Origin of the sequence: Halomonas sp. C22 (assembly GCF_007655045.1) — a bacterium.
Taxonomy (GTDB): Bacteria; Pseudomonadota; Gammaproteobacteria; order Pseudomonadales; family Halomonadaceae; genus Vreelandella; species Vreelandella hamiltonii.
The window spans coordinates 104,643-125,673 of record NZ_VBVC01000007.1 but is presented as its reverse complement, the minus strand read 5'-3'; the positions used below and the strand labels follow the sequence as shown (position 1 = coordinate 125,673).

20 protein-coding genes are annotated in these 21,031 nt (G+C 61.8%); 9 read left to right on the top strand and 11 right to left on the bottom strand.

All coding sequences use genetic code 11. The features are described 5' to 3' along the window. Window positions 1–169 precede the first annotated feature (169 nt). Together FEU76_RS13965 and ydiJ are read left to right on the top strand one after the other, a co-directional pair. Window positions 170–1,423 carry a dicarboxylate/amino acid:cation symporter gene (locus FEU76_RS13965; RefSeq protein ID WP_039180974.1) on the top strand — a complete coding sequence of 418 codons (1,254 nt, stop codon included), beginning with the start codon at window positions 170–172 and terminating at the stop codon, window positions 1,421–1,423. 208 nt (window positions 1,424–1,631) lie between these two features. After that, the gene (gene ydiJ, locus FEU76_RS13960) at window positions 1,632–4,727 is read left to right on the top strand and encodes a D-2-hydroxyglutarate dehydrogenase YdiJ (RefSeq protein ID WP_144983792.1); all 3,096 of its coding nucleotides are present in this window, start codon (window positions 1,632–1,634) and stop codon (window positions 4,725–4,727) included. A 76-nt stretch (window positions 4,728–4,803) separates the two neighbouring features. On the opposite strand, the gene FEU76_RS13955 is transcribed toward ydiJ, so the two are convergent. From FEU76_RS13955 to FEU76_RS13930, 6 genes are all read right to left on the bottom strand, one after another. Then, complete coding sequence (locus FEU76_RS13955) at window positions 4,804–5,370, bottom strand: phosphoribosyl-AMP cyclohydrolase (protein ID WP_039180979.1); 567 nt, start codon at window positions 5,368–5,370, stop codon at window positions 4,804–4,806. A 157-nt stretch (window positions 5,371–5,527) separates the two neighbouring features. After that, window positions 5,528–6,238, bottom strand: a complete 711-nt coding sequence (locus FEU76_RS13950) for a response regulator transcription factor (protein ID WP_039180981.1) — start codon at window positions 6,236–6,238, stop codon at window positions 5,528–5,530. A 5-nt stretch (window positions 6,239–6,243) separates the two neighbouring features. After that, window positions 6,244–7,836, bottom strand: coding sequence for a sensor histidine kinase (locus tag FEU76_RS13945; RefSeq protein ID WP_144983789.1), 1,593 nt, complete (start codon window positions 7,834–7,836; stop codon window positions 6,244–6,246). Window positions 7,837–7,887: 51 nt separating this feature from the next. Continuing rightward, complete coding sequence (gene trpC, locus FEU76_RS13940; protein WP_144983786.1) at window positions 7,888–8,691, bottom strand: indole-3-glycerol phosphate synthase TrpC; 804 nt, start codon at window positions 8,689–8,691, stop codon at window positions 7,888–7,890. Between the two features lie 8 nt (window positions 8,692–8,699). Beyond that, window positions 8,700–9,719 (bottom strand): anthranilate phosphoribosyltransferase, encoded by a 1,020-nt coding sequence (gene trpD / locus FEU76_RS13935; protein ID WP_039180987.1) that lies wholly within the window; start codon window positions 9,717–9,719, stop codon window positions 8,700–8,702. A gap of 36 nt (window positions 9,720–9,755) precedes the next feature. Further along, window positions 9,756–10,355: an anthranilate synthase component II gene (locus tag FEU76_RS13930; protein ID WP_186299151.1), complete on the bottom strand. Its 600-nt coding sequence runs from the start codon at window positions 10,353–10,355 to the stop codon at window positions 9,756–9,758. A gap of 236 nt (window positions 10,356–10,591) precedes the next feature. On the opposite strand from FEU76_RS13930, the gene FEU76_RS13925 reads away from it, so the two are divergent. Continuing rightward, window positions 10,592–11,509 (top strand): metal ABC transporter solute-binding protein, Zn/Mn family, encoded by a 918-nt coding sequence (locus FEU76_RS13925; protein ID WP_144983783.1) that lies wholly within the window; start codon window positions 10,592–10,594, stop codon window positions 11,507–11,509. Between the two features lie 3 nt (window positions 11,510–11,512). Here the strand turns inward: FEU76_RS13925 and FEU76_RS13920 are convergent, their stop codons facing one another. Next, entirely contained in the window at window positions 11,513–12,190 is a 678-nt protein-coding gene (locus FEU76_RS13920) for a phosphoglycolate phosphatase (protein ID WP_144983780.1), read from the bottom strand. A gap of 125 nt (window positions 12,191–12,315) precedes the next feature. On the opposite strand from FEU76_RS13920, the gene FEU76_RS13915 reads away from it, so the two are divergent. Next, the gene (locus FEU76_RS13915; RefSeq protein ID WP_144983777.1) at window positions 12,316–13,614 is read left to right on the top strand and encodes an NAD(P)/FAD-dependent oxidoreductase; all 1,299 of its coding nucleotides are present in this window, start codon (window positions 12,316–12,318) and stop codon (window positions 13,612–13,614) included. A gap of 13 nt (window positions 13,615–13,627) precedes the next feature. Here the strand turns inward: FEU76_RS13915 and rpe are convergent, their stop codons facing one another. After that, complete coding sequence (rpe, locus tag FEU76_RS13910) at window positions 13,628–14,326, bottom strand: ribulose-phosphate 3-epimerase (RefSeq protein ID WP_016914397.1); 699 nt, start codon at window positions 14,324–14,326, stop codon at window positions 13,628–13,630. Window positions 14,327–14,553: 227 nt separating this feature from the next. On the opposite strand from rpe, the gene cysP reads away from it, so the two are divergent. From cysP to FEU76_RS13885, 5 genes are all read left to right on the top strand, one after another. Then, entirely contained in the window at window positions 14,554–15,606 is a 1,053-nt protein-coding gene (gene cysP / locus FEU76_RS13905) for a thiosulfate ABC transporter substrate-binding protein CysP (RefSeq protein ID WP_052196450.1), read from the top strand. Window positions 15,607–15,615: 9 nt separating this feature from the next. Continuing rightward, entirely contained in the window at window positions 15,616–16,470 is an 855-nt protein-coding gene (cysT, locus tag FEU76_RS13900; RefSeq protein WP_081137609.1) for a sulfate ABC transporter permease subunit CysT, read from the top strand. Beyond that, window positions 16,470–17,297: a sulfate ABC transporter permease subunit CysW gene (cysW, locus tag FEU76_RS13895; protein ID WP_016914400.1), complete on the top strand. Its 828-nt coding sequence runs from the start codon at window positions 16,470–16,472 to the stop codon at window positions 17,295–17,297. The genes cysT and cysW overlap by 1 nt, the downstream gene beginning before the upstream one ends. Beyond that, window positions 17,294–18,388, top strand: a complete 1,095-nt coding sequence (locus FEU76_RS13890; RefSeq protein ID WP_096922664.1) for a sulfate/molybdate ABC transporter ATP-binding protein — start codon at window positions 17,294–17,296, stop codon at window positions 18,386–18,388. Before cysW ends, FEU76_RS13890 begins: the two co-directional genes overlap by 4 nt. A gap of 157 nt (window positions 18,389–18,545) precedes the next feature. After that, window positions 18,546–19,139, top strand: a complete 594-nt coding sequence (locus tag FEU76_RS13885) for a YajG family lipoprotein (protein WP_016914402.1) — start codon at window positions 18,546–18,548, stop codon at window positions 19,137–19,139. An 11-nt stretch (window positions 19,140–19,150) separates the two neighbouring features. On the opposite strand, the gene FEU76_RS13880 is transcribed toward FEU76_RS13885, so the two are convergent. The 3 genes from FEU76_RS13880 to FEU76_RS13870 all read right to left on the bottom strand — a co-directional run bounded on the left by FEU76_RS13880 (window position 19,151) and on the right by FEU76_RS13870 (window position 20,878). Further along, window positions 19,151–19,783, bottom strand: a complete 633-nt coding sequence (locus FEU76_RS13880; protein ID WP_144983774.1) for a thiopurine S-methyltransferase — start codon at window positions 19,781–19,783, stop codon at window positions 19,151–19,153. Window positions 19,784–19,829: 46 nt separating this feature from the next. Then, window positions 19,830–20,465 carry a TIGR04211 family SH3 domain-containing protein gene (locus FEU76_RS13875; protein ID WP_039181012.1) on the bottom strand — a complete coding sequence of 212 codons (636 nt, stop codon included), beginning with the start codon at window positions 20,463–20,465 and terminating at the stop codon, window positions 19,830–19,832. A gap of 83 nt (window positions 20,466–20,548) precedes the next feature. Continuing rightward, window positions 20,549–20,878, bottom strand: coding sequence for a DUF1820 family protein (locus FEU76_RS13870; protein ID WP_144983894.1), 330 nt, complete (start codon window positions 20,876–20,878; stop codon window positions 20,549–20,551). Between the last annotated feature and the right edge of the window lie 153 nt (window positions 20,879–21,031).

The window sequence follows — 21,031 nt, the reverse complement described above, 5'->3', positions numbered from 1 at the left end:
TGACACGCGCCGCCCAGGGCGCGACAAAGGCGACCATTGTAGGCAAAAGCGCGGACGGGAGCCATGGCAACAGCGCCTTGATAGGTCACCCCATTAGCCAAAAGTGGTAGAGTGCGCGACGATTCGCTTTACGAATCGCTAATAATGGTGACCTAACAGGAGAATCGCAGTGCAGGAAACAGCACAGCAGGGAAAGTTTGCGTGGTGGCGCGGTATCGCGCTGTGGAAGAAAATTCTGGCGGGCCTGGCGCTGGGTATCTTGGCCGGGGCGTTGCTGGGCGAGACGGCCAGCATCTTCAAGCCGCTGGGTGATATTTTCATTAACGCGATCATGATGCTGATCGTGCCGCTGGTCTTTTCGACGCTGGTGGTGGGCATCACCTCCATGCGCGATCCGCAGAAAATGGGCCGTATCGGCGCGCGAACCATCGCGCTGTATCTGGTGACCACGGCCTTTGCCATCAGTATCGGCCTGATTCTGTCGACGCTGCTGCAGCCGGGCACCGGTGTAGGGTTGAGCTTCGACGCAGAGGTGTCGCCCAACGAGGCGCCATCGCTGATGTCCATTCTGATCAATCTGGTGCCGCGCAACCCCATCGATGCGCTGGCCAACGGCAACATCATGCAAATCATCGTGTTTGCCATTGGCCTGGGCATCTCGCTGACGCTGATCGGTGAGAAAGGCGAGCCGGTCATGAAGGTCTTCGACAGCTTCGCCGAAGCCATGTACAAGCTGACCGGGCTGGTCATGGCGTTTGCCCCGTTTGGCGTGTTCGGCTTGATCGCCCACGTCTCCGGGCAATACGGGCTGGAGATCCTGCTGCCGCTGGCCAAGCTGATTGGCGTGGTCTATCTGGCCAGCATCCTGCACGTGCTGGTGGTCTACTCCGGGTTCATTTCGCTGATTGGCCGCCTGAACCCGGTGCGCTATCTGAAAGGCAGCCTGGACGCCATCGTCGTGGCGTTTTCCTCGGCGTCGTCGGCGGGCACGCTGCCGGTGTCCATTCGCTGTGCCCAGAAAAATCTGGGGGTTTCGGAAGGCGTCTCGGGCTTCGTGCTGCCGGTAGGGGCCACCATCAACATGGATGGCACGGCGCTTTACCAAGGGGTGGTGGTACTGTTCATTGCCCAGATGACCGGCACGGACCTCACCATGGTGGATTACGCCATGATCGTCGCTACCGGCACCCTGGCCTCGATTGGCACCGCTGGGGTGCCTGGCGCAGGCTTGATCATGCTGTCGATCGTGATGGCGCAGATTGGCCTGCCGCTGGAAGCCATCGCCGTCGTTGCCGGTATCGACCGCATCCTGGACATGGCCCGCACCAGCGTGAACGTGGCGGGCGACCTGATGGTCACCACCCTGGTGGGGAAAAGCGAAGGCGAGCTCAACGAAGAGACCTACAACAACAGCCGCACCTGATAGCGACATGAACGTCAGGGCATGCGCGTCAAGACATGCCCTTCAAGCGCCCACCGCCCATGGCGGCGGGCGCTTTTTCATGGCCGCTCGCCGGCGCTCTCTCACGGTCTCGCCAGCGCCAGCGGCCAGGCAAGATGCACGCCTGGAGTAGCTGGGGTAAAGTACGCTATTCCCCTATTCGCTCCCAGCAGTGACGGCTCGATTCACCATGATTGCATCCCTGGATACCCGCACGGCCCCCGCTGAACGTTTGAAGGGCCACTACGTCCGCTTCCTCGACGCCCTGCGCGCCCGCGGTTTCGAGGGCGAAATCGCCCCGGACTACGCCAACCGCACCGTGCTGGCCACCGACAACTCGATTTATCAGCGCTTGCCCCAGGCAGCGGTCTTCCCCAGGCACGCCGAAGACCTGGAGCGCCTGGCCAAGCTGGCTGCCGAGCTGCCCCACCGGGAAGTGGTGCTGACCCCCAGAGGTGGCGGCACCGGCACCAATGGCCAATCGCTGACCGACGGCATCGTGGTGGACGTTTCCCGCCACATGAACCAGATCCTCGAGATCGACGTGGCGGCCAGGCGGGTGCGGGTGCAGGCCGGGGTGGTCAAGGACCAGTTGAACGCCGCTCTGAAACCCCACGGGTTGTTTTTCGCCCCCGAACTGTCCACCTCCAATCGGGCCACCATCGGCGGCATGATTTCCACCGATGCCAGCGGCCAGGGCAGCTGCGAATACGGCAAGACCCGCCATCATGTACTGGCGCTGGATACCATCCTGCTCGGTGGGCAGCACCTGCACAGCCGCCCGCTGAGCGAGGAAGAGGAGCAGCAAGCACTGGCCGAGGAAGGCGTACTGGGGAAAGTACACCGTACCGCTGCCACCATCATCGACCAGCAGAAGGCGTTGATCGACGCCAAGTTCCCCCCGCTCAACCGCTGCCTGACCGGCTATGACCTGGCCCATCTGCGTGAGGACGGCCAACTCAACCTGAACAGCCTGCTGTGTGGCTCCGAAGGCTCGCTGGGCTTCCTGAACGAGGCGGTGCTGAACGTACTGCCGATTCCCAGGCACGCAACGCTGGTGAACGTTCGCTATGCCAGCTTCATGGATGCGCTGCGCGATGCCAAGGCGCTGATGGCCAGTAGCGCCCGCCCTACCTCCATCGAGACCGTGGACGACACCGTGCTGCAGCTGGCCATGGAAGATTTCGTCTGGGACAGCGTGGCCGAGTTCTTCCCGGCGGGCAGCACGCCCATACAGGGCATCAACCTGATCGAGTTCAACGACGATGACGCCGATACGCTGGCCGAGCGAGTGGCGGCGTTCACCCGGCACCTTGGCCAGGACACCCGCGTCGAGCGGCTGGGCTACACCCTGGCGGAAGGCCGCCCGCAAATTCAGAAAGTCTACGCCATGCGCAAGCGCTCGGTGGGCCTGCTGGGCAATGTGCAGGGGGAAAAGCGCCCGCTACCCTTCGTGGAAGATACCGCCGTGCCGCCGGAACACCTGGCCGAGTTCATCGCCGAGTTCCGCGCGGCGCTGGATGCTCGCCAGCTCTCCTACGGCATGTTCGGCCATGTGGATGCGGGGGTGCTGCACGTGCGCCCGGCACTGGACATGAAAGACCCCGAGCAGCAAGCGCTGATTCGGGAGATTTCCGATGAAGTGGTCGCCCTGACCCAGAAATATGGCGGGCTGCTGTGGGGTGAACATGGCAAGGGCGTGCGTTCGGAGTATGGCCCCACCTTCTTTGGTGAGCTGTACCCTTGCCTGCAGCAGATCAAGGCGGCCTTCGACCCGCATAACCAGCTCAACCCTGGCAAGATCGCCTCGCCCGCTGAAAATGCCCCGCTGATCGCCAAGCAGAGCGACCCGGAACTGCTGCGCGTGGATGGCGTAACGATGCGCGGCCAGCTGGACCGCACCATCGACGAACGCGCCTGGCAGGCCTACGACGCAGCGGTTTACTGCAACGGCAACGGCGCCTGCTACAACTACGATGTGGACGACCCCATGTGCCCGTCGTGGAAGGCCACCCGCGACCGCCGACACTCTCCCAAAGGCCGTGCCAGCCTGATCCGTGAATGGCTGCGCTTGCAGTCTCAGGCAGGCATCGACGTGGTCGAAGAGTCGCGCAAGAAGAAGGCAGAACGCAGCTGGGGCTTTATCAAGAGCTTTCCCAAGCGAGTGATGAACACCCTCAGCCGTCAGCAGCACCACGACTACTCCCACGAAGTGTACGATGCCATGGCAGGCTGCCTGGCGTGCAAATCCTGCGCAGGCCAGTGCCCGATCAAGGTGAACGTGCCTCAGTTCCGCGCGCAGTTCCTGGAGGTCTATCACGGCCGCTATTTGCGCCCGCTGCGCGATTACGTGATCGGGGGCACCGAGTTCATGCTGCCCGCGCTGACCAGGATCGCCCCTCTATACAACGCCGTCCTGGGGCAGCGCTGGGTCAACCAACTGATGCACAAAGGGCTCGGTATCAGCGACTCCCCCACGCTCTCCCGCGCCAGCGTGAAAAAGCAGCTGCGCGCCTGGGGGGTGGCGGAAGCCACGCCTACGTCACTGGCCCTGCTCACCGAGCAGCAGCGCGCGCAGAGCGTGATCATCGTGCAGGACGCGTTCACGACTCACTTCGAAGCCAGGCTGGTGATGGATGTCGTAGAGCTGCTGTCGCGGCTGAACCTGCGCGTGTTCGTGATGCCGTTTTCCGCCAACGGCAAGCCGCTCCACGTACAAGGCTTTTTAGGTGCCTTCGAGCGCACCGCGGCCAAGCAGGCCAGGCGCCTGCGGGCGCTGAGCGAGTTCGACGTGCCCATGGTAGGCATCGACCCAGCCATGACGCTGACCTATCGCCAGGAGTACGTCAAAGCGCTGGGCAGCGAACAGGTGCCCACGGTGCTGATGCTGCAGGAGTGGCTGGCTACCCGTGTCAACACGCTCAATCCCAGCCCGGTGAAGCTGAATGACCCGGGCTACAAGCTGCTTTCCCATTGCACCGAAAAAACCAACGCGCCGGGCAGCCCCAAAGCGTGGCAGCAGGTGTTTGCTGCCTTTGGCTTGCAGCTGGAGCTGGCCACCACGGGCTGCTGCGGCATGTCGGGTACTTACGGCCATGAAAGCCGTAACGTCGCCACCTCCAAAACCATCTACGCCCAGTCTTGGCAGCCTCAGGTAGAGGCCGAAGAGAACGCAGGCAAGCTGCTGGCCACCGGGTACTCGTGCCGTAGCCAGGTGAAGCGTTACTCAGCGCAAACGCTGGCTCATCCGCTTCAGGCGCTGCTCCACTGCCTGCGTAGCCAATAACCGCCTCGAACCGCAACGCGAAGGGCCTGCTGTCTCCAGCAGGCCCTTTGGTTTTCCGGCGTTCGCCGCTAATCCGTTAGCTCTCTTCCTGCTGATAAGGCAGCGAAGAGTGGTGCAGCACGATGCGCAGACTGCCCTCGTCATCCAACTGATAGCCCCAGGTCTTGTCGACCGTGGTGACGTTACCATCGCTGTCGGTCATGGCCACATGGCCCATGGTGAGGGCCGTATCACCACTGATGAAAATGGCCGCATTGTCGATCTCAACCGCTTGCCAGCCTTTCAGCGCGAAGCCGCTGTCTTCTGCAAACTCATCGCTATGGCCCACGAAGTAGGCCAACGCACCGTCAGCCGTGGTACGGAAGGTTTGTGGCTCGCTGGCCAGCGTGGGTTTGAAGAGTACCGGGCCCATCTCATAGCCATAGGCTTCGTCGATGATCGTGCTGGCCAGTTCGCGGGCCGCATCGATGCCGTCGTTTTCATAGGTGGTGGCAATCGCCACCAGCGCCTCACCCCACGCCTGCTGAGCCTGCTTCACCTGCTCGGGAGTAATGTCTCCCCCCAGATGGGTCACTTCGGTGGCCTGGGCCAAAGAAGCGGCGCCAAGCCCTAGTGCAGTACCGAGTAGGATTTTTTTCAACATGGTGTCGTCTCCGTGGTGTGTTCGACGGTTACAGCTGTTGCGACGTGACATGCAACAGGGATGACGTTCACTATACGGGGCCAACACTTACATTCAGGTCACCAGAGTATTAACAGAGCGCGAGTTTTAGATTAATACAAGGTGAATAACCACGTTGTCACGGGGAGGGCGCGGGGTCCAGACGGTACCCAAAACCACGCTGGGTCGTGATCAACGACTCCCCGGCGCCGTGCACGTCCAGCTTGCTTCGCAGCCGACGGATGTAGACATTGACGATATTGGTCAGCGGATCTTCGTGGGCTCCCCATACGCTGGCCAGAATGCGCTCTCGGCTGTACAGCTTGCCGGGCGTGCTCATCAGCAGTTCGAGGATTGCCAGTTCCTTGGGGGTCAGCTCGATCCGCTGGCCACCCCGGGTCACGCTACGCTGCTCACGGTTCAGGCACAGGTCGCCCACCCGCAGCTCGTTCACTTCCTGGCTAGCCGGATGGCCCCACGAACGGCGCTGCAGGGCGGCAATGCGCGCCAGCAGCTCCTCGAAGGCAAACGGCTTGACCAGATAGTCGTCGGCCCCGGACTCCAGGCCCGAGACACGGTCCTCGATGCTGTCCAGCGCGGTCAGCATCAGGATGGGAAACGCCACCCCCGCCGTGCGCAAACTGCGACAGATATCGGTGCCGGTAATGTCCGGCAACAGCCGATCCAGAATGACCACCGGCTGCCGATCAGGCTCCCGGGCACACTGCACGAGGTGCAGCAGCGCCACCTGCCCTTCACTGAACGCTTCTACCTGATAACCTTCGGCCGCCAAGCCTCTGCTCAAGAAGTCGCGAATCCTGGGGTCATCTTCGATGACGACTATATGCATCCTGATTACCTCATGACGCTCAGCGCGGGGCCAGCCTGGGCGTGCACCGGCAGTTGCAGCAGCGCCTCACAGCCGCCTGCAGGGGCTGCCCCCAGGCTGAGCGTACCTCCATGTAAACGCGTCAACAGCATGGCAATGGCCAGCCCGACGCCTTGCCCATCGGGGCGGTGCGAACGCGCCTTCACGCCGCGGTAGCCGCGCTCGAACAGCCGCGGAAGCTCGTCTTCCGCCACCCCGATACCATCATCACGCACCCGCAATGCCCACACTTGCTTGCCTTGCAGCACCTCAGTGGTAGCGCTCACTTCCACCATGCCCCCCGCGTGGGAATAGTGCACGGCGTTATCCAGCAAAATACCGAATATCTGCTGTAACCGCTGAGGGTCTCCCAGCACCGTGGCCTGGGCAGTGACGTCTCCTTGGAGGGCAATACCACGCAATCTTCCTAACGTCGAAGCCTGCTCCATGGCATCGGCCAGCGGCACGGCAGGGTCCAGCAGCTGGCGTTTCACCTGCCACTCGACGATATCGCTGCGCGCCATGGTCAGCAGGTCGCTGATCACGTCCGAAAGCCGCTTGGCATCGGTGGCGATTCGCTCCAGGGCCTGGCGGTACTCGGCTTCGCTGCGCATGCCGCCGCGCAGGGTGATCTCGGCTTCCCCACGAATCGACGTGGTGGGGGTGCGCAGCTCGTGGCTGATATCCTCCAGCAGCTGCTGGCGCTGCTGACCCAGCTGGCGCAAGCTATCCAGCGCCGTGGCCAGCTCCCGGGTACGCACCGCCACTAGGTCTTCCAGGTGCTGCTGGCGGTCCTGCTCTGTCTGGCGATGTTGTCGAAGCTCGTCTGCCATGAGGTTCATGCGGGTAGCGACATGGCCGAACTCATCGCTCATGCGCTCATCCAGCCGATGGGCAAGATCACCGCGCTGAAACGCCTGGGCACCATTTACCAGCTCGAGGATGGGCCGCTGCAGGGCGCGGGCAAAATAGCCGAACACGGCCATGATGGTCAGCATCAAGGTGAGCGTGGCGCCAATCGCCAGGGTGATCAGCTGCTGCAGAGAGTGGTCGGCGTCGCTGCGCTGTTGTGCCAGCAGCGTGCGCTCCCGGGCCAGCGCATCGTAGAGCACCATGCGCAGGCCCTGGCTGTCGACCAGTTCGAACTGCTCCGCAGCCGGGATCATGGAGGTCGCCAGTACTGCCCGCTCAAGGGCGTGAAACAGTTTATCGAAGGTCGCCAGCGCCGCCTGGCGCTCCTCGACCAGCGCAGCCGTCAGCTCACTGGAGGGCTGCATCCTGGCCGCCAGGCGGTCGCTGTTGATATGCAGACGCTCAAGATGGGAGTGCATCTCGTGAAGAATGAAATCGCGCTCTTGCACGTCGGCAGGCTGGCCGCCCTGTTGAGCGTTGGCCAGCCAGGTACGCAGCTGGTTCTTGCTGTCGGAAAACGCCAGAAAACCCGCGTGAAGGTCACTGGAAAGCCTGCCCAGCTCTACCTTCTGCCGGGCGCCGTCGATGGCCCACACGGCCACGCCGCCCTGAGCGAGGGTCAGCACGATCAACACCAGCAGTGCCACCAGCAGGCGACGCTGAAACATCGGCAGCTCTCCTGAAAACCGCTTCCCGCAGCGCTTGTTCGACCCCCAGGATCAGAAGAACAGACGCTTCAATGCAAGGCCCGGGTCCTCTTCACGCATGAAGGCTTCCCCTACCAGAAAACCGTTGACGTCGTGATCACGCATGCGCTCCACATCGTCACGGGAATGAATCCCCGATTCGGTGATCACGGTGACGCTGTCCGGAATGCGCGTCAGCAGGTCCAGTGTGGTATCCAGGCTGGTATCGAAGGTATGCAGGTTGCGGTTATTGATGCCGACCAGCTTGAGATTCAGCGCCAGAGCACGCTCGAGTTCATCGGCATCGTGCACTTCGACCAGCACGTCCATGCCCATGGCGTTGGCCTGCTGATGCAGGTCCCGAAGCTTCGCATCGTCCAGCGCCGCCACGATCAGCAGGATACAGTCTGCGCCAATGGCTCGCGCTTCCGTCACCTGATAGCCGTGGGTAATGAAGTCCTTGCGAATGACCGGCAGTTCGCAGGCATCCCGCGCGGCGATCAGATAATCTTCGTGGCCCTGAAAAAAGTCGGCATCCGTGAGCACCGACAGACAAGCGGCGCCGCCCTGGGCATAGCTGCGGGCGATGTCGGCAGGGTGGAACTTCTCGCGCATGACTCCCTTGGAGGGGGACGCCTTCTTCACTTCGGCAATCACCGCAGGGTCACCCGCCTGGATGCGCTGATTCAACGCCTCGATGAAGCCGCGCGGCGCGCTCTGCTGACCCGCCAGTGCCAACAGGTCCTGTTCGGAAACCGCCTGCTGGCGCTCGGCGACCTCCTGGTCCTTGCGAGCCAGAATGCGCGTGAGAATGGTGGGAGTAGCCTGCTCTGTCATGGCATTGATCATCCTTTGAAAACACTGGTGAAGTGCGAAAGCTCTCTGAGCTTTTCGAGGGGCAATTTGGAGGCCTGCGCATCCTGGGCCACCATCACGCCCTCTTTCAAGCTGTCGGCTATGCCGGCACAGTAGAGCGCGGCACCGGCGTTCAGGGCCACGATATCTGCCGCTGCGCCTTCGCCACTCAGGGCAGCCTTTACTAGCCGCAGGCTATCTTCGGCACTGGTGGCTTTCAGCGCCGCCAGGCTCTGGCGCTCGATGCCCAGCGCTTCGGGGGTAATGGTGTAGCGGGTGATCTCGCCCTCTTTCAGCTCGGCCACCTGGGTGGGGGCTGCCAGGGAGATTTCGTCCAGGCCATCATCGGAGTGGACGACCATCACGTGGCGACTGCCCAGTTTGCGCAGCACTTCGGCCATCAGCGGCACCAGTTCGGCGGAATACACGCCCAGCACCTGATTGGGCGCACCGGCCGGGTTGGTCAACGGGCCAAGAATATTGAACAGCGTGCGCACGCCCATTTCACGACGCGGCCCAATCGCATAGCGCATGGCCGGATGGTGGTTGGGGGCAAACATGAAGCCGACCCCCACCTGCTCGATACAGCGCGCCACTTGCTCCGGCTTCAAATCAAGGTAGATGCCCGCGATATCGAACAGGTCCGCACTGCCAGATGACGAGGAAACGCTGCGATTACCGTGCTTGGCCACATGGGCACCGGCTGCAGCCGCCACAAAACTGGCCGCCGTGGAGACATTGAACAGATTGGCGCCGTCACCGCCGGTGCCGACGATATCCACCACGTTATCGGCATGCAGCGTGACGCGCTTCATCAGGTCGCGCATCACCTGGGCGGCGGCGCTGATCTCCTCGGCGCTCTCACCCTTCATGGCCAGCCCCACCAACAGGCCGCCAATTTGTGCATCGGAGGCCTCGCCGGTCATGATCTGGCGCATCAACGCGTGCATGGCATCGAAAGAGAGGTCTTCGCGGCGCATCACCGCGTTAATTGCGTCTCGCATTTGCATGAGCAGATAAGCCCCTAAAGCGTATGAATTTGGCGATCAGCCGCGTCGCAAGAAATTGGCCAATAACGCATGGCCCTGGCGCGTGAGTATCGACTCCGGATGAAACTGCACGCCCTCGACGTCCAGGGTGCGGTGACGAAACCCCATGATGAGCCCCGGCGTCACGTCACTCTCTGCGGTCCAGGCGGTGACTTCCAGGCAGTCGGGCAAGCTGTGCTGGTCGACCACCAGCGAGTGGTAGCGCGTGACTTCCAGCGGATTTTCCAGACCGTCAAACACCCCGGCTCCACCATGTACCACCGCAGACGTCTTGCCGTGCATCACCTGAGGAGCGCGCACCACCTTACCACCGTATACCTGCCCGATGGCCTGATGACCCAGACAAACCCCCAGAATGGGCAGTCGGCCCGCGAAGTGTTCGATGGCAGCCAGCGAGACGCCCGCCTCATTCGGGGTACATGGCCCCGGCGAAATCACCAGATGGGTAGGCGCCAGCGCTTCCATTTGCGCCAACGTGATCTCATCGTTGCGGTAGGTCATCACATCGGCATTCAGCTCACCCAGGTACTGGACGATGTTGAAGGTGAAGCTATCGTAATTATCGACCATCAATACCCGTTGCATTGCCTTCGCCATCGTCCCACTTACTCCATGACACCCATAGAACTACGTGCCTGGCATGATACCCCAACCAAAGGCCTACTTGCAGTGGCTACCGGTGACTAATGCCAGGGCGACAGGACACCCCTGCCACTCGATGAATAGGCGGGGCAGCGTTCATCGACTACCCTGCATAGGAAGTGGCCGACACTGGCAACACTGCCCAACACTCTTTATGATCTGCTGTTTTTTTAACGGGTTAGGAGCGTGACATGGATAGGCGATTCCCTGGGACGATCACGCTGTTACTCTTGGCACTGCTTGCTGCCCCTCCCGCCTTCGCGACCGCCACCATCAACGTGATTGCATCGTTCTCGATCATCGAAGACCTGGTGAAACGCGTGGCAGGCAGTGACGTGCGCATCGTGACCATCGTACCGCCCGGTGAGGATGTTCACCGCTGGGAACTGACGCCCCCCAACGTGCTGGCCCTGGAAGAGGCCGATATCGTGTTTTACAACGGCTATGGCCTGGAGCCCTGGCTGCGCCATGTACAGGCCATGGCGGATGACACACTGACACTGACTGCTCTGGCGGAGAACGCGGCCATGTCGCCGCTGACCATTCCCATGGGCCAGTACAAGGGCAACCCCGACCCGCATATGTGGATGGACCCCAAGGGCGCTGCCGCCTACCTCGATGTGATTGCCGAAACGCTGAGTGAGCACTACCCGCACAAGGCCGACGCCTTCCAGCAACGCGCCGCTGAAGCCAGGGAAGCCCTGCTGGCGCTGGACCAGCAGGTACGAGAGCGGCTGCAGGGCATCCCGCAGACCAACCGCACCCTCATCACCAGCGAAGCCTCGATGGGCTACTTTGCCCGCGCCTACGAGTTCGAGTACAGCGCCATCTGGGGCCTCAATAGCGAAACCCAGGGCAGCGCATCGGCCATGGAGACCATGAGCAAGCACCTCACCGAGCAGCGTCCGCCTGCGCTCTTTTATGAAAGCACGGTGCCCGACATTCACATGGACGCCTTGGCGAGAGAGTCAGGCCTGGCGCTGGCAGGCCCGCTCTACATCGATACGCTCAGCGAGGCCGATGGCCCTGCCTACAATTACCCTGCCTTGCTGCTGCACAACGCCGAGCTGCTTCATGAGGCGCTGGGGGGCGCCCGCGCCGATCACTGACGCCTAAGCGTCAGAGCCGATCAGCTCAGCCAAGGACTCGATCAGCACATCCGGCTGGCTCTGTTCGATGGGGTCGCCGTGATTGTAGCCGTAAGGCAGCGCCACCGTGGCAAAACCCGCCGCTTTGCCGGCCTCGATATCGTGGCGTGAGTCTCCGACCATCACGCAGGCACTCGGCGCAACGTCCAACAAACGTGCGATATGTAGCAGCGGTGCGGGGCTGGGCTTTTTCTCTGGCAGCGAGTCGCCACCCACGCAGTGGGCAAACAGCGCCAGCAGTTCGAAATGCTCCAGAATGGGCGCAATGAAGCGCTCGGGCTTGTTGGTAATGAGTGCCAGCGTGAAGCCTGCGTCATGCAACTGCTGCAGCGCTTGCGCCACGTGCGGGTACAGCACGGTGCGTGCGTTGGGCGCCGCCGCATAATGGCGCATGAACGCCGCCAGCGCAGCCTCGACAAGCCCCGGCTCCGGCGCTGACGAAGTCGCCCAACTGAGTGCGCGCTCCACCAACACCTGTGCACCGTTGCCTACCCAGTGGCGCACCTGCTGCTCTTCGGGCAGCGGCAGCGCCATCTCCCGCATGGATTGCTGTACGGCCACGGCCAGGTCGGGCACGGAATCGATCAAGGTGCCATCGAGGTCGAAGGCGATAAGTTGCTTCTGCTGCAGAATGGTATGCACACGGGCTCCTTGGTCATGGCACTGGACGCGATAATCTCGATCAATTTTATCATCTTATCGGCCTGCGATTACCCATACCGCGTGGAAGCTTCTATGCTGAGGCTATATTAGCCAAGGAGAGAGTAATGGCCACTCCCCGAATCGTGATTGTGGGCGGCGGCGCCGGAGGCCTGGCCCTCGCCACCAAGCTGGGGCACACGCTGGGCAAGAAAAAACGCGCCGAGATCGTGCTGCTGGACCGTAACGCCACCCATGTCTGGAAACCGCTGCTCCATGAGCTGGCTACCGGCGTGTTGAACTCGAGCATGGACGAAGTGGACTATCGTGGCCACTCCACCGCCCATCACTACCGCTACCAGCGGGGCTCGCTGAGCGGGCTGGATCGTGAACAGAAGGTGATTCACCTGGCGGCCATCGTCGATGAAGAGGGCGAAGAAGTGCTGCCCGCTCGGCAGATCACCTATGACTACCTGGTGCTGGCACTGGGCAGCGTTTCCAACGACTTTGGCACTCAGGGCGTGGCCGAGCACTGCCACTTCATCGATTCGCCCCAACAGGCCAAGGCGTTCCAACGGGACATGATCAACACCTTCCTGCGTTACACCGACCCATCGCTGCGCCAACATACCCAGCTCACCATCGGTATCGTCGGCGGTGGCGCCACAGGGGTAGAGCTGTCGGCGGAGCTGCTGGATGCCTCACGTCTGTTGAACGCCTACGGGGTGACGGCGGTGGACCACCAATCCATCAGCGTACACTTGATCGAGGCCGCGCCGCGCCTGCTGCCGGGTTTGTCCGAACGCATCAGCGGCACCGTACAGCAGGAGCTGGAAAGCCTGGGCGTCACCGTGCACGTCAACACGGCCATTCAGGAAGCGAAGGAGTATCATCTGGTCACCAACGATGGCGAAGTCATCGATACCGACCTGAACGTCTGGGCCGCGGGCATCAAGGCGCCCGAGTTCCTCAGCGAGCTGGGGCTCACTACCAACAAGCGCCATCAGGTCGCCGTGCACCAAACCCTGCAAAGCGTCGATGACCCTGCCATTTTTGCTCTGGGCGACTGCGCCAGCTGCCCACAAGGCGAGGATGCCACCGTGCCGCCCCGCGCCCAGGCCGCCCATCAGCAGGCCAAGGTACTGGCGAAGAACATGATCAATTGCCTGGAACAGAAACCCCTGGCCGCGTTTCACTACCGTGACCACGGCTCACTGGTATCGCTGGCACGCTACGATGCGGTGGGCAACCTGATGCGCAGCTCCGCTTCTCGCGGGCTGTTTCTGGAGGGCTGGCTGGCGCGCCAGGCGTATGCTTCCTTGTATCGTATGCATCAGCTGTCGATACATGGCGCGCCAAAGACGGGTCTTGCCTGGCTGGTAGATAAACTGAACCGCTACCTCAAGCCACGCATGAAGTTACATTGAGCGCCTGCCTCGATCAGCGGACGCTGGCCAACGCAGCTCGCATCTGCTGAATGACGCTATCGTATCCGTGGGGGTCGCTGGCTTGGTGCGCATTGAAAATGGCCGAGCCAGCCACGAATGTATCGGCACCGGCAGCGGCAATCTCGGCGATGTTATCCACCTTGACGCCCCCATCGATCTCCAGGCGGATCGGCAAGCCCGAAGCATCGATCCTTGCCCGCGCCTCGCGCAGCTTGTCGAGGGTCGTCGGGATGAACGACTGCCCACCAAAGCCCGGGTTGACGCTCATCAGCAGCACCATATCCACTTTGTCCATCACGTAATCGAGATAGGAAAGCGGCGTTGCCGGGTTGAAAACCAGCCCGGCCTTGCAGCCGCCATCGCGGATCAGCTGCAAAGAGCGATCGATATGCTCGGAGGCTTCGGGGTGAAAGGTGATGTAGCTCGCGCCCGCGTCGATGAAATCACTGATCATGCGATCCACCGGCTTGACCATCAGGTGCACATCGATGGGCGCGGTCACGCCATGCTGGCGCAGCGCCTTGCAGACCATTGGGCCAATGGTCAGGTTGGGCACGTAGTGGTTGTCCATGACATCGAAGTGCACCACGTCTGCACCGGCGGCCAGAACGTTGTCTACCTCTTCCCCCAAACGGGCGAAGTTGGCCGACAAAATGGAAGGGGCAATCAAGAAATCCTGGGCAGTGCTCATCATGGGGTCCTTAGCGCGGATTAACGGTATCGCGCTATCTTACCAGAGCGCCGCGCCCAGCCCCACGCAAGGATGATGCCCTTAGGCGGCATGAAAGGCATGTATCATTGCCTAACCTTCCTCATATATTCACAAATAGAATATAAAACACAATTGTAATTCCACAATGACAGGTTTAACCTTAGCACCATCGCGACTATGTCGCCCCCTGCTATCAGGAGCCTGCCATGACACGCCATACTCTACTCCGCACCAGCCTGCTTCGTAATGGACTGCGCCGCAGCCTGCTGGCCGCTGCCGTCGGCACCGCCGTTGCTGGCATGACGCTCTCCACCAGCGCCGTGGCCCAGGAGCGTGAGCTGCTCAACTCTTCCTACGATATCGCCCGTGAGCTTTTTTCGGCCATCAACCCTGAGTTCCAGGCCTGGTGGCAGGAAGAGCACGGCGAAGAGATCGGCATCAGCCAGTCTCACGGCGGCTCCTCGGCTCAGGCACGGGCCATTCTGCAGGGTCTGCGCGCCGATGTAGTGACCTATAATCAAGTCACCGACGTTCAAGCGCTGGCGGATGCAGGCCTGGTCGCGGAAGATTGGCAGCAGGCGTTCGACAACAATGCGTCACCCTACTATTCCACCACCGCGTTCCTGGTGCGCAAGGGCAACCCCAAGGGCATCGAGAGCTGGGACGACCTGGTACAGGAAGACGTCCGCATGGTCTTCCCGAACCCGAAAACCTCCGGCAATGGCCGCTACACCTATTTGGCCGCCTGGGGCTTCGCCGATCAGGCTTTCGACGGTGACGACGAGCAGATTCAGGACTTCATGCGCACCTTCCTGCGCAACGTCGCGGTATTTGACACCGGCGGTCGTGGTGCCACTACCAGCTTCATCGAACGCGGCATTGGCGATGTGCTGATCAGCTTCGAGTCCGAAGTCAACAATATCCGCACCGAATACGGCAGCGACGATTATGAAGTGATCGTGCCGCCGGTCAGCATCCTGGCCGAATTCCCGGTCGCCGTGGTCGGCCCCAACGCCGAGCGCAACGGCAACAGCGATCTGGCACAGAGCTACCTCGAGTACCTCTACAGCGAAGAGGCTCAGCGCCTGCTGGCGGGCTTCAACTACCGTGTGCATAACGAGACCGTGGTGGCCGAGTTTGCCGACCAGTTCCCCGAGACCGAACTGCTTCAGGTCGAAGACGTGTTTGGTAGCTGGGAAGAAGCCATGGAAGCCCATTTCGAAGGCGGCGCACTGCTCGATCAACTGCAACGTCGCTAACGGAGCCCCATGAGCCAACTTGCATTCTGGCGATCCGGCAGCACACGCGTGCTGCCGGGTTTTGGCCTTTCCATGGGTATCAGCGTGCTGTTTATCTCGCTGGTACTGCTGCTGCCCATCACCGGGTTGTTTGGCCAACTGGCGGGGCTCAGCCTCAGCCAGTACTGGGCCATCATCACCGATGGCCGCGTGGTGGCCAGCTACACCGTGACCATTGGCGCTGCCGCCGTGGCCGCGCTGGTCAACGCCGTTTTCGGGCTGCTGCTGGCCTGGGTGCTGGTGCGCTACGAGTTCCCCGGCAAGCGTCTGCTGGATGCGCTGATGGACCTGCCCTTCGCCCTTCCCACGGCGGTGGCGGGCATCACCTTGGCCACCCTGTATGCCGGCAATGGCTGGATGGGCCGCCTGCTCGAACCGTTAGGCTTTCAAGTCGCCTATACCTGGGTCGGCATTGCCCTGGCCATGGCTTTTACCAGTATTCCTTTCGTGGTGCGCACCGTGCAGCCGGTACTCGAAGACCTGCCCGCCGAGATCGATGAAGCCGCCATGTCGCTGGGTGCTACCGACAGCGTAGCATTTCGCCGGGTGATCATGCCCCACCTGTGGCCAGCGCTGGTCACCGGTACGGGGCTGGCGTTCGTGCGCTCTCTGGGCGAGTTCGGGGCGATCATCTTCATCGCGGGCAACATGCCCTACGAAACGGAGATCACGGCATTGATGATCTTCGTTCGGCTTCAGGAGTACGACTACGCAGGCGCTTCGGCCATCGCCTCGGTGGTCCTCTTCGTGTCGCTGGCACTGCTGCTGGTCATCAACATCTGGCAGGGGCGCTTCGTGCGCCGCTTGCATGGAGGAAAAGGCTAATGCATCGCGTAGGGGATGCGCCGCTGGTGCGGCGCGTACTGATCGTCAGCGCCCTGCTGCTGTCGGCGCTGTTTCTGCTGCTGCCGCTGGTCGCCATTTTTGCTCAGGCCTTTTCTCAGGGCGTGGCGGTGTTCTGGGCCAACGTGACCAATACCTTCACCCTGCACGCCATCGGCCTGACGCTGGTCATCGCGCTGATGACCATTCCGGTCTGCCTGGTCTTTGGCGTCGCGCTGGCCTGGCTGGTGACCCGCTTCAGCTTCCCCGGCCGCCGCATTCTGCAAACCCTGATCGACATACCCTTTGCCGTTTCGCCAGTCGTGGCCGGTTTGATCTACCTGCTGCTCTACGGCCGCAATGGCTGGATCGGCAGCTGGCTGGATACCCATGACATTCAGCTCATGTTTGCCTGGCCCGGCATTCTGATGGTCACCATCTTCGTCACCTGCCCCTTCGTCGCTCGGGAACTGATTCCATTGATGCAGGCCCAGGGCTCCCGCGAAGAAGAAGCCGCCGTGACCCTAGGCGCCTCAGGCTGGACCACGTTCTGGCGCGTGACGCTCCCCAACATCCGTTGGGCACTGCTGTACGGCATCATCCTCACCAACGCTCGCGCGGTAGGTGAATTTGGCGCGGTCTCCGTGGTCTCAGGGGCTATTCGCGGGCAGACCAATACGCTGCCCTTGCACCTCGAACAGCTCTATCAGGATTACAACGCCGTGGGGGCATTTGCCAGCGCGGCCTTGCTGGCGCTGATTGCCCTGTTAACCCTTGCGGCCAAGGCAGGCCTGGAATGGCGCGCATCGCGCCGGGAGGCACTCGTATGAGTATTCGCTTAGAGAATATTGCCAAGCATTTTGCCAATACCCAGGCCCTCGAACCCATCGACCTGGACATTCATGAGGGCGAGCTGGTCGGCTTGCTGGGCCCCTCCGGGTCGGGCAAGACGACCCTGCTGCGTATCATTGCAGGGCTGGAGAGCGCTGACCGCACGCCAACGCCCGGTAAAATTCTGTTTGGCGATCGCGATGTCACCCATGTGCACGTGCGTGACCGGCGCATCGGTTTTGTATTTCAGCACTATGCGCTGTTTCGCCATATGAGCGTCTACGACAACGTGGCCTTTGGCCTGACCGTGATGCCGCGCAAGCGTCGCCCCTCCAGCGGCGAGATTCGTGCACGAGTATTTCGGCTGCTGGAAATGGTTCAGCTCCAGCATTTGGCCAACCGCCTGCCTGCGCAGCTCTCGGGCGGCCAGCAGCAGCGTGTGTCGCTGGCCAGGGCACTGGCCGTAGAACCCGACGTGCTGCTGCTGGACGAGCCCTTCGGCGCGCTGGACGCCAAGGTACGTCAGGACCTTCGCCGCTGGCTGCGTCGCCTTCATGATGAGCTGAACTTCACCAGCGTATTCGTGACCCACGACCAGGAAGAGGCGCTGGAGCTTTCGGATCGCGTCGTGGTGATGAGCAATGGCCGTATCGAACAGATCGACACGCCGGAAACCCTCTACCGCTCGCCGAAGAACCGCTTTGTGTTCGAATTCCTCGGTGACGTGAACCACCTGGAGGGCAGCGTGCAGCAAGGTGTGCTGACCTGCGGAGATGCGCGCCTGCAGGTAGACCTGCCAGACGGTGACGAAGAGCTGCTGTTGCGCCCCCACGAAGTGCGCCTGGCTGAAGCACCCAGCCCGGAAAGCCACCTGCCTGTCACGGTCACCGCGCTTTCCCCTGTGGGGGCCGAAGTACGAGTCGAGCTGGAGGCGGACTGGCTTGCCAAGCCCTGGCTGGCCACCGTGCGTCATGCCGACTTCGAACGGCTGAACCTGCAGCGCGGCCAGCGGCTGTTTGCGCATCCGCGCCAGTGGCATCGTTTCAAGGAAGAGACCGCGCCCCAGCCGCAGCCTAGCCGGGTCACGTAAGCCGCTGGCCTCGCCTGTCGCAGCAGGGCTATACTGTACCGACCCTGGACAGCAATGCCTTGTTACGACAGGCTTTTACTATCCAGGCAAGTGACTACCCAATCAGGTTACTATCCAAGCAAGTTACGCCCCAAACAAGTAGAGTGTGGAGAGTTGTATGCGTCGGCGTCATTTTTTACGTATTTCCGGTGCGCTGTTGGCCACCGCCCTGCTGGCCGGCTGCGCCAGCCCCCAGTTCCTGCAGCTGAACCCTTCCCGCACGGCCAACGTGCCGCAGGTAGGCTCCGGGCAGCAGGTGACCGTGGTGGCCGTGGATGCCCGGCCCAGTGAAGTCATTGGCACACGGGCAGGCGGCAGCATGTCGACGGCGCAAATCACCGTCAACCGACATGAATTGATTCCGAAACTTCAGGCCGAAGCAGAGCGTGCGGTGCGCGACATGGGCTTCAACCCCACCCGGGAAACCGCCCAGGGCCGCCCCACTCTGACGCTGGAACTCGCCAGCCTAGCCTACCTGCGGGGCGATAGCGGCCAGCCGCTCATCGACGAGGCCCGTATCGAGGGTGTCTTCCGCGCCATCGCGCAGCATCAGGGCACGACCTACACCGGCACCTATACATCACGCCGTACGCAGGGCTACGCCATCAAACCTGGTGAAGACAGCAATACCCGCATGCTGAACGACCTGTTGAGCGATGGTTTGAACCGCGCCTTCAGCGACCCGGAACTGGGCCGCCTGCTGGCGCGCTGATCTGGGTCAACTCACACGCGAGGGCCGCGCCGCTCCAATGCCCAAAGGCTCTCGCGACGGCCACGCTCATCGGCGGGCTCCGTAGAGAGCCGATCAACGCGAAAATTGGGCGCCAGCAGGCGCTCTATTTCTTGGTCGGGCACGTTGAAGGGCGGCCCTGCTTCGCCTGCCTGATGGGTCAGCGCGACGAGCAATCCCTTGGCACCAGGCGGTATCAGCTGTGCCAGATGGAACGCATAGCGCTCACGAGTGGCGGGTGGCAGGGCAATCAACGCCGCCCGGTCATAGAAGGCCCCGACTTCGGCAGCCTGTTTGATATGCAGATGAAAGAAGTCCCCGCACCAAAGCTCGACACTCCCCTGACGAAACACCTCGAAACCTGACTGGCGGTAGCGTGAAACGCCCTCTTCCCGCTGAGCCAGAAACTGCTCGATGGCTTCCGGGGCCAGCTCGACGCCCAGCACCGGATGACCCTGCTCGGCCAGCCAGCGCATGTCCAGGCTCTTGCCGCACAGCGGCACCAAGACCTTGGCGCCCTCCTCCACCCCCAGCTCGGGCCAGTACTGCGGCAGCGCGGCGTGCGTTGCCGCCAAATGAAAGCCAATGCGCCCTTCCTGCCAGCGCAACCGCCAGGGGTTGTCCATGTTACTTACCTCGTCAGGCCGTGATGGATGATGACCAGCAAGACGCTTAGAACCAGCGGTCACGTTTCTTGCGGCGACGCGGCAAGTGCGGCACGACCAGCCCCACCAGCAGGCCTGCACCGGCCACACCCCCGCCGTACATGAAGTAGCGCATCAACAGATCCTCTTCCTGGGTATCCAGGCGGGCCTGCAGCGCACGCACCTGGCGGCGAGCCTGCTCGGATTGGGCGTCCAGTTCGTGATTACGCGCTTCCAGCTCGGCAATGCGCTGCTCACGGACATCCAGAGTTTCCGTCATCGAAGAGACCCGCTGCTCCCAGGTATCGTTGATGCCGTCAAGCTCCTGGGTCAGCTCTTCCACCTGCGCCTGAAGCTCAGGCAACTGCTGACGAGCACTAGGCGTTTGCTGCAGTTCGCTGCTCAGCACCCACACGGTATCGCCGCTGTTGCTGCGCACTCGGGTGTAGTTCCCGCTGGTTTCCAGTACGTCTACCTGCTCACCCGCATTCAGAGTTCCCACAATGCGATAGCCATCCGTGGGCCCACTGCGCACATAGGTGCTCAGCTCGTCACTGACCCAGGCTTGGCTATCGGATTGAGCAAACGCTGAATGACCACTGGCACTCAACAGCACGCCCATGGCGGCGGCGTAACAATTCCTGCGAAATTTCTCTACTTGCATGACGTCATGTCCTGATCATAAAAACGCAGCTGACCGACGAAGCCAGCCTGCGTATCGCTATAGCGTTGCGCGTTCTTGGGCGCTTACCCTTCCCCCCTGGGCGGTAACGGGAAGGGACGAGGAAACTCTGCGACGCGAGCATCACTTTTCACTGCCTTCAAGGGGCCTTCACGCTCTACTTCGTCAATGCGCACAATGGCATTGAGCGGCAGGTAGCTGCGCTTGACGCCTTCGAAGGTACGCTGCAGTTTTTCCGCTCCTGGATCCACCACGACTCGCGACGCATCGTCAAAGACAAACTCCTCGACTTCAATAAAGCCCCAGAGTTCGCTCTGAAAGATCTCTCTTACGTATAAATCCCAAATTTCACCATGCTGGTGAACCACCACACGGTAGATCGGCTTGGCCGCCATCTTGGCCTGTTCCTCTTGACGCTTGAACGTATCCAACAACGGGGTAGCCTACCACACTCACAGGGCAGCCCCTTAGCAGACATCATCAATGCCCACTAATTCCCTCCCGCCCTTCAGTGGGTGCTAATTAGCCCCGGGTCGCTTGGGTCGTGT

What these genes read in the sequence shown, in the direction of transcription:
- ydiJ (WP_144983792.1), top strand. Translation starts at nt 1,632, where the DNA reads ATGATTGCATCCCTGGATACCCGCACGGCCCCCGCTGAACGTTTGAAG.
- FEU76_RS13955 (WP_039180979.1), bottom strand. Translation starts at nt 5,370, where the DNA reads ATGTTGAAAAAAATCCTACTCGGTACTGCACTAGGGCTTGGCGCCGCT.
- FEU76_RS13950 (WP_039180981.1), bottom strand. Translation starts at nt 6,238, where the DNA reads ATGCATATAGTCGTCATCGAAGATGACCCCAGGATTCGCGACTTCTTG.
- FEU76_RS13945 (WP_144983789.1), bottom strand. Translation starts at nt 7,836, where the DNA reads ATGTTTCAGCGTCGCCTGCTGGTGGCACTGCTGGTGTTGATCGTGCTG.
- trpC (WP_144983786.1), bottom strand. Translation starts at nt 8,691, where the DNA reads ATGACAGAGCAGGCTACTCCCACCATTCTCACGCGCATTCTGGCTCGC.
- trpD (WP_039180987.1), bottom strand. Translation starts at nt 9,719, where the DNA reads ATGCAAATGCGAGACGCAATTAACGCGGTGATGCGCCGCGAAGACCTC.
- FEU76_RS13930 (WP_186299151.1), bottom strand. Translation starts at nt 10,355, where the DNA reads ATGGCGAAGGCAATGCAACGGGTATTGATGGTCGATAATTACGATAGC.
- FEU76_RS13925 (WP_144983783.1), top strand. Translation starts at nt 10,592, where the DNA reads ATGGATAGGCGATTCCCTGGGACGATCACGCTGTTACTCTTGGCACTG.
- FEU76_RS13915 (WP_144983777.1), top strand. Translation starts at nt 12,316, where the DNA reads ATGGCCACTCCCCGAATCGTGATTGTGGGCGGCGGCGCCGGAGGCCTG.
- rpe (WP_016914397.1), bottom strand. Translation starts at nt 14,326, where the DNA reads ATGAGCACTGCCCAGGATTTCTTGATTGCCCCTTCCATTTTGTCGGCC.
- cysP (WP_052196450.1), top strand. Translation starts at nt 14,554, where the DNA reads ATGACACGCCATACTCTACTCCGCACCAGCCTGCTTCGTAATGGACTG.
- cysT (WP_081137609.1), top strand. Translation starts at nt 15,616, where the DNA reads ATGAGCCAACTTGCATTCTGGCGATCCGGCAGCACACGCGTGCTGCCG.
- cysW (WP_016914400.1), top strand. Translation starts at nt 16,470, where the DNA reads ATGCATCGCGTAGGGGATGCGCCGCTGGTGCGGCGCGTACTGATCGTC.
- FEU76_RS13890 (WP_096922664.1), top strand. Translation starts at nt 17,294, where the DNA reads ATGAGTATTCGCTTAGAGAATATTGCCAAGCATTTTGCCAATACCCAG.
- FEU76_RS13885 (WP_016914402.1), top strand. Translation starts at nt 18,546, where the DNA reads ATGCGTCGGCGTCATTTTTTACGTATTTCCGGTGCGCTGTTGGCCACC.
- FEU76_RS13880 (WP_144983774.1), bottom strand. Translation starts at nt 19,783, where the DNA reads ATGGACAACCCCTGGCGGTTGCGCTGGCAGGAAGGGCGCATTGGCTTT.
- FEU76_RS13875 (WP_039181012.1), bottom strand. Translation starts at nt 20,465, where the DNA reads ATGCAAGTAGAGAAATTTCGCAGGAATTGTTACGCCGCCGCCATGGGC.
- FEU76_RS13870 (WP_144983894.1), bottom strand. Translation starts at nt 20,878, where the DNA reads ATGGCGGCCAAGCCGATCTACCGTGTGGTGGTTCACCAGCATGGTGAA.